The organism is Lyngbya sp. CCY1209, assembly GCF_055795065.1.
In genome coordinates this window covers 1-6966 of record NZ_JAYFER010000621.1, presented here as the reverse complement: position 1 = coordinate 6966, position 6966 = coordinate 1, and the positions used below count along the sequence as shown (strand labels likewise).

Sequence of the window (6966 nt, the reverse complement as noted above, 5' to 3'; positions counted from 1 at the left end):
ACTATATATATGTACGATTTCAGAGAACGGGTGGATTGAGCGATCGCTTTCGAGAGAGAGATTGAGAACCATCGTGACTTGGCGGAAAGATATCGTCTTTGACGATAACGAGATTTTCCCCCGCCTCCAAAGTCAATCTTCGATCAACCGTTCGATCTGTTTGAGAGCGTCTTCGACTCCCTTTTCTCCGGTTGGGGAGAGACGATCGCACATCTCGAAATTCTCGCCGGGAACGGCCACCAGCCAAGCGGGGGGGACGGTTCCGTAGAGACGTTTCGCCAATGATAGCAGCGATCGCGGGTTGATGGCGTGTCCGAGATTGACAGCCGTTTCCGACTCGTCGGGTTCGATGGCGGACACCTCCACCGTCTCCCCCTCCAGGCAGGCATCGACGAAAATCACGCTGTCAGCGTGGGTCAATTCTTCGGCGAGTTCAGGGGTCAACTGGTGTACCGGACGCGATCGCAGGTTCGGTTTTTCCCAGCGTTCCACCCGCTCGGCCACTTCCTGCCCGATCCCATCATCCCCCCGCAGGGTGTTCCCGTATCCGATAATTAAGAAAGACTTCAGATTTTCCACGAGTCGCACCCGAATGACATGATTCGATTAATACACACATTGAACCAAAACTCGGTCAAAATGCCGCGATCGCAAGTCGGAATTTTGGATAAAGAAATAAACCGCGAGGGAGATATTGTCGGGATGCTCGAATTCCAGGAGTAAACGTTCGACTTCCCGACCTTCCGCCGCCGCCTCTTCCGCCATCCCGCCGAGCACCAGGTCGTCCACCTCGCCGCGCGGACAGGGATATCCCCCCAATTTGTTCGCCGGCGGCGATGACGTTTTGTCGTAATGTTCAACCAACATCCAGTCGAACCAATTATCGACGAATTCGCGATCGAATCGTTCTTTCAATTGGTCGAGGAATTCTTGGCTGTGCGTCTGCCAAAAGGGAGCATCTTCCACCGCAAAACTCAGAGGGCGAATTTTCTCCGCAAATGAGGGTCTGCCGATTTTGATAAAACTGAAATCCTGCAATAACTCATTGTCGGCGATATCGGTTTCCGGGAAATACAAGACCCGATGCTTGTCGTCCTGGAAAGAAAAGGCGGGGTCGGGGTAAATGTAAAACTGCAATAGTCCGCGATCGGGAAAGTCGAAATTCGGGATGATGGGAACTTCCGCGCAGTCGATCTGAGCCAGCAAAACCAGGGGGATTCCCGACTCGTCTCTGGGATAATCCGCCGATTTCGGAAAGTAAGGCAGACCGCCGATTTTGCTGGCTCGCCGGGGCAGGCGATCGTCTTGGGGGTGCTTCACCCGCAGGCGCGGTTCGCCGGCATCGACGCGAATGAAGGGTTCCGACGGACTGGCGATCAAAAAGGGTCGGATGGCGTCAAATTCGGGGGGGAGTTCTAACAAGAAGTCTCGGATAGACATCGCCTCAAATTAGAGTCTTTTTCGCGATTCAGAATGATCGTATTGTCGTCGGGGATAATCGGTCAATGCATAAATCGTCCGATTTGTCAAGATACCCTTTCGAGCCGTCCCGAAAATTGGTGCGTCGAGAGAATCGGATTGGTCGGGAAAATTGTGGGATTGTGACGATATCATCGGGGTTGCAGCCTTCATTTTTGCCGATAGACACAATAACCCCTTGGGTGCCGTTTCCTGTAGTGTACCAGAACCCCCATTCTGCCGTCAACTGTTTGAGAGAAATTATCAATAATTTTGTAACAAATCGTAATAAAGTTTTCAAAATCCAATAAAAAACTCAAAAATTATTAAAAAAACTTATAAATAAATCGCCGGGATACTCAGGACGTGGAAAAACTCTGAAACGGATAAGTGAGGTTATTTTACCTGTTGCCTGTTGTCTATTACCTATTACCGATTGCCTCTGATCAACAGTATTCGACGGTAACTTCTTTTTGCTTTTCTTTGAGCAAATTGACCAGATCTTCGATCAAACTGCGGCGGATGGAGATATTTTTGGGAAGCAGGGGGTTTTGATAGAATTCGTTAATTTGCTGTCCCACCAGAAAGAAAATCGAGTCCGCTTCCAAAATTTCCCGAGCCAGCAATACCGCCCCGTTGTTGTCCGAGGGGAGGCGGGTGATGTCGCAGTTGCATTTTCTGAGGACTTCGGTGGCTTTGGAAATGGTGAGAATGCCTTCGGTGACGAGGTTAATTTCGCTCAATTTTCCGATGGGGGGCAGATCTTTCCGCATGGTGGAGATATCCATTTCGATGGTTTCTCCCATGTAGTTCGCCACCAGGTTTCCGGTGGTGCCGCCGCAGATCACTTTTCTACCTTTAAAGCTCAACAGCCGTTCGGCGTACAGTTCATCCTGGGTGACGTCGAGGGGGGGGCCAGTGAAGATCATGACGGGATTTCGCTTGCGGACGTAGACGCCGACGAAGGTGGCGTCGTCGCCGATTTTATCGCGGTAGAGCGATCGCGTTTCGGTCATCACCTGTTCGATGATGGTGCGGGAATTGGTCGCCTGGTTCATGAACACTTTTTCCATGTACTTGGCGATATTATCCCACCCCCAGCCGAAATTCATGGTATCCCCCAATCCCGCGTAAAGAACGCCGTCGCTGATGGCGCCGATAAAGTCCCCCCGTTCCAGCTTCCCTGCGGAGGAGATGATTTTTTTGCCCTGAATTTTTTCCGTTTTCGTCTCCAGTTGGATGACCCGACCTTTGTTAAAATAAAAGATGGGGGGATTGTCGAAGTTGATGACCTGAAATTGATTGGTCTGGTGGTCGATTTGGATGATGGTAAATGTGGCGTAGGCAATTTTCCGAACCTGACAGATCGGCAGGGTTCCGATCACGGTTTTGATCACCTCTTCGAGGGGGACGTCGGCGTTGAGCATGGTGATCAAAATTTCCGTCGTCAGGGTGGCGAGGATGTTGGCTTTGACGCCGCTTCCCAGGCCGTCGGAGAGGACGATGGTGCTTTTGTTTTCGGTTTTGGTGAATTTCACCTGGTCGCCGCAGAGTTCCTCGCCTTTTTTGTTGAGGCTGCGATCGAAAATGTCGAAAAAGTTATCTTGATCCATGGGTTGACTGGATGGAGAATGGAACCACAGAGACACAGAGGACACGGAGGGAAGAGGGGTGCTATTGGTTGATCATTTGGAGGATTTTTAAGAGGCTGATTTTGGTTTCGGCGGTGGTTTCTCCGAGTAAGCCGGCGATTTCTTGGGCGACTTTCATCTGGTTGTCAACGACTTCGTTGACTTTTTTGACGGTTTCTTCTTTGATGTCCAAAATTTCTTTTTTTCGCTTCGTTTCTGGGGTGATATCGGTCATGATGCAGGCGATGATGTTTTCGTCTCGGATGGGGAAAATGACTTCTTTGAGGTAGAGGTTGTGGTTAGCGTATTCGGTTTCAATGCCCTGCATCATCTCGTTCTTTTCCCACACTTTCCGGAAGCGATCGAGGTTTCCTAGTAAGTCGAAGGCGGGGGTGCCGATGATGTCGGCTTCATTCACCTTGAAAAACTTGCAGAAGGCGGGGTTGACGACTTTAATTTTCAGGTCGATATCGACGGCGATCAGACCGTTGGGGTCGTACTCCCACAGTAGTCGCCACAGGTGGGGATTTTCGGTGGTTTCTAACATCATGAATTTAGGGGTAAATTGCGTTCCTGAATCATCGGCAAAATTTCGCCGATGAATTTATCTTCGATGTTTTGGGGGCTGATGTTGATGAAGTGCTGACCTTTGTATTTCATGACGATACCTGAACTGCAGGTTTCTAAACAGAATGATCCTTTCAATTCGACGTGATTTTCGAGTTTGTATTCTTTGATCAATTCCTGTAGTTTCGGTAGGACTTCGTAGACCCCCATCTGGTGGCAAGCCGAACCCATGCACAGGTACAAGTTTTCTTTTTCCATATCGATTCCTCTGATGTCTGAAACCGGGTGTTTCAGAATTGTTTCCAATCGCTCAAAAACCCGGTTTCTTACCGGCTGTCTAATCCCGGTAGACTTCATCTACTATTGTGCCATCCCGTTTCAGCAGTTGGACGTGCAACGGCATCTGCCCGATCGCGTGGGTGGAGCAACTCAGGCAGGGGTCGAAACAGCGGATGCCGGCTTCAACTCGATTTAACATTCCCTCGGGAATTTCGTTGCCGTGGATGTAGTGTTTGGCGATTTGGGTGACGGTTTTGTTCATCGCCAAGTTGTTCTGTCCGGTGGCAATAATCAAGTTGACCTTTTGAATCAGGCCGTTTTCGTTGACTTTGTAGTGGTGGAAGAGGGTGCCGCGGGGGGCTTCGCTGACGCCGATCCCTTCTAAGTTGTTGATGCCGGCGTCGGCGCGGACGCGGGAGGAGGTGATGTCGGGGTCGTCCACCAGGGCTTCGATCGCTTCAATACAGGCCAAAATTTCCACCAACCGGGCGTAGTGGTAGAAGAAGGAGGAGGTGGCGATCCGTCCCCCGGCGCGATCGCGGAATTCTTGCAACTCCCGGTCGGCGTCGGGCGTCCCGATGCGATCGCACACGTTCAGCCTCGCCAGGGGTCCGACGCGATAAATACCGTCGGGATATCCGAGGGGTTTATAGTAGGGGAATTTCAGGTAGGACCAGTTTTCCACCGCCTCACCCAAATAGTCCTGGTAATTGTCCTCACTCAACCCGTCGGCGACGATGTTTCCGTCGCTATCGACAAATCGAATCTGACCGCCGTAGTGTTCCCAGTTGCCGTTGGGGGCGACCAAACTCATAAATAGAGAGGGAAACTGCCCGAATATATCGACTTCTTGGCTGAGGTCGCTATCGAGTAGGCGTTTAAACAGGGATAAAGCCGTTTCCGTGGTCTGCCGGGATTCCGGGAGGCGTTCTTTAATCCATTCTAAACCTTCCTGGGAAAGGGGCGATCGCACCCCACCGGGAACGGCCCAAGCGGCGTGAATTTTCCGGGCTCCCAACAGTTCAATCACGGTCTGTCCGAACTGCCGCAGGCGAATGCCGGCCCTCGCCAAATCGGGGTCGGAGGCGATCAATCCGAATACATTTCGCTTCGCCGGGTCGCTATCCCAACCCAGGAGAAAGTCGGGGCTGCTGAGGTGGAAAAAACTCAAAGCGTGGGATTGGGTCAACTGCGCCAAATTCATCATCCGGCGCAATTTTTCCCCGGCTGGTGGCACCTGGACGGCGAGAATTTTATCCCCGGTTTTCGCCGATGCCAATAGGTGACTGACCGGACAAATTCCGCAGATGCGGGCGGTAATTCCCGCCATTTCAAACATGGGTCGCCCTTCGCAGAATTTCTCGAAGCCGCGAAATTCGACGACGTGGAAGCGGGCATCTTCCACCTCCCCGGCATCGTCTAAAAATACCGAAATTTTGGCGTGACCCTCGATGCGGGTTACGGGGTCGATAACAACTGTTTTAGCCATGACTGGGAACTCACTCTCAACAGGATTAAAGATTGATAATTGACAATCAAAAATTTCACCACAGAGGCACAGAGGACACGGAGAATTTATGACTCATTAATTAATGAGAAAAAGTAGACCGTCAATTATCAATTGGGCTGACATTTAAGCAGACGGAAACTTTATCCGAACTTGATCATTTCTCGCCCTTCCATTTTGGGCTGCTTGCCTTCCACGAGGGGGGCGAGGGTGGCTTTGATGCGATCGGCCGGCGGGGGACATCCCGGCATGAACAGGTCGATATCAACCAGTTCATGAATAGGCCGGACGCGATCGAGCAGTTCGGGGACGATGCCCGGATCTTTGGGGATTTGGGGGGTGGTGTCGCCCAATTCCAAATAGCAGCGTTTGAGGACGGGTTCGGTACTGCCGAGCATATTTCGCATGGCGGGAACGTTGGCCGTGACGGCACAATCCCCGAAGGAAATGAGCATTTTGGTGCGTTCCCGAACCTGGAGAAGCAGTTCCAAATTGTCTTCGTTGGCGACGGCCCCTTCCACCAGGCAGACATCCACATTTTCGGGATAGTCTTTCAAGTCACTGCCGACGGGGGAATAAACCACGTCCACAAATTCGGATAAGTCGATCAGCCATTCGTCCAGGTCCAAAAACGACATATGGCAACCCGAGCATCCGGCCAGCCAAATGGTGGCAAATTTTATCTTGTCCATTCGTGTTTCTCCCGTGCATTAACGATAAACTCTAATTTGGCGCGATCGCGGGTCATTTCGGCGACGGTCGCCCCCTTGCGGAAAATCGAACCCGTCGGGCAGGCATCGACGCACTTGCCGCAGGAGGTGCAGGCGTCCACCGACCCCCAGGGCTGGTTCAACCCCGTCACCATCTTAGCCGCGGCGCCGCGGAAACCCACATCCCAGACGTGGGCGCCCTCGATTTCGTCGCAGACCCGCAGGCAGCGGGTGCAGAGGATGCAGCGGTTGTGGTCGATGCCGAATTGGGGGTGGGAAATATCGACTTCCCGTTCGGGGAAACGGTAGGTAAACCGGCTGTGGTCCATCCCCACTTCTACCGCCACATCTTGCAATTCGCAATTCTCGTTGGCGACGCAAACCGCACAGACGTGGTTGCCCTCTGAGAACAGCATCTCGACCACCATCTTGCGGTATTCTTTCAATTTGGGGCTGTTGGTGCACACGTCCATCCCCTCGGCGACGGCGGTGACGCAGGCGGGAAGCAGCTTGTTAATTCCGGCGATTTCCACCAGACACAACCGGCAGGCGCCGACGTCGGAAATCCCTTCCAAATGGCAGAGGGTGGGAATTCTCACCCCCGCTTCTTTGGCGGCGTCCAAAACGGTCGCTCCTTCTTCTATTGCAATGTCGTTTCCATCAATTTTTAAAGTGACAACGGACATAGAGTTCTCCTTGAATTGAGGGAATAGGGAATAGGGAATAGGGAATAGGGAATAGGGTGATTGGTGGGGGCAGTGCCTCTGTGCCTGCCCTTGCCATCGGTCCGAGTTGGGGAGGCAACCGGGGACAT

The 6966-nt window shown here is 52.1% G+C and carries 8 protein-coding genes; all 8 read right to left on the bottom strand.

All coding sequences use genetic code 11. The annotated features are described in order from the left end of the window. Positions 1–132: 132 nt before the first annotated feature. The 8 genes from AC0QHF_RS23670 to hoxU all read right to left on the bottom strand — a co-directional run bounded on the left by AC0QHF_RS23670 (position 133) and on the right by hoxU (position 6838). Positions 133–579, bottom strand: coding sequence for a hydrogenase maturation protease (locus AC0QHF_RS23670; protein ID WP_324706722.1), 447 nt, complete (start codon positions 577–579; stop codon positions 133–135). Positions 580–606: 27 nt separating this feature from the next. Further along, the gene (locus AC0QHF_RS23665; protein WP_324706721.1) at positions 607–1440 is read right to left on the bottom strand and encodes a YwqG family protein; all 834 of its coding nucleotides are present in this window, start codon (positions 1438–1440) and stop codon (positions 607–609) included. Between the two features lie 464 nt (positions 1441–1904). After that, positions 1905–3071, bottom strand: coding sequence for a SpoIIE family protein phosphatase (locus AC0QHF_RS23660; protein WP_324706720.1), 1167 nt, complete (start codon positions 3069–3071; stop codon positions 1905–1907). A 61-nt stretch (positions 3072–3132) separates the two neighbouring features. Next, positions 3133–3639, bottom strand: coding sequence for a PAS domain-containing protein (locus AC0QHF_RS23655; protein ID WP_324706719.1), 507 nt, complete (start codon positions 3637–3639; stop codon positions 3133–3135). After that, positions 3636–3914: a (2Fe-2S) ferredoxin domain-containing protein gene (locus tag AC0QHF_RS23650; RefSeq protein ID WP_324706718.1), complete on the bottom strand. Its 279-nt coding sequence runs from the start codon at positions 3912–3914 to the stop codon at positions 3636–3638. The genes AC0QHF_RS23655 and AC0QHF_RS23650 overlap by 4 nt, the downstream gene beginning before the upstream one ends. Before the next feature lie 79 nt (positions 3915–3993). Further along, complete coding sequence (locus tag AC0QHF_RS23645) at positions 3994–5424, bottom strand: Ni/Fe hydrogenase subunit alpha (protein WP_324706717.1); 1431 nt, start codon at positions 5422–5424, stop codon at positions 3994–3996. Positions 5425–5585: 161 nt separating this feature from the next. Then, the gene (locus AC0QHF_RS23640) at positions 5586–6134 is read right to left on the bottom strand and encodes an NADH-quinone oxidoreductase subunit B family protein (RefSeq protein WP_324706716.1); all 549 of its coding nucleotides are present in this window, start codon (positions 6132–6134) and stop codon (positions 5586–5588) included. Further along, positions 6122–6838, bottom strand: coding sequence for a bidirectional hydrogenase complex protein HoxU (gene hoxU, locus AC0QHF_RS23635; protein WP_324706715.1), 717 nt, complete (start codon positions 6836–6838; stop codon positions 6122–6124). Before hoxU ends, AC0QHF_RS23640 begins: the two co-directional genes overlap by 13 nt. Positions 6839–6966 lie beyond the last annotated feature (128 nt).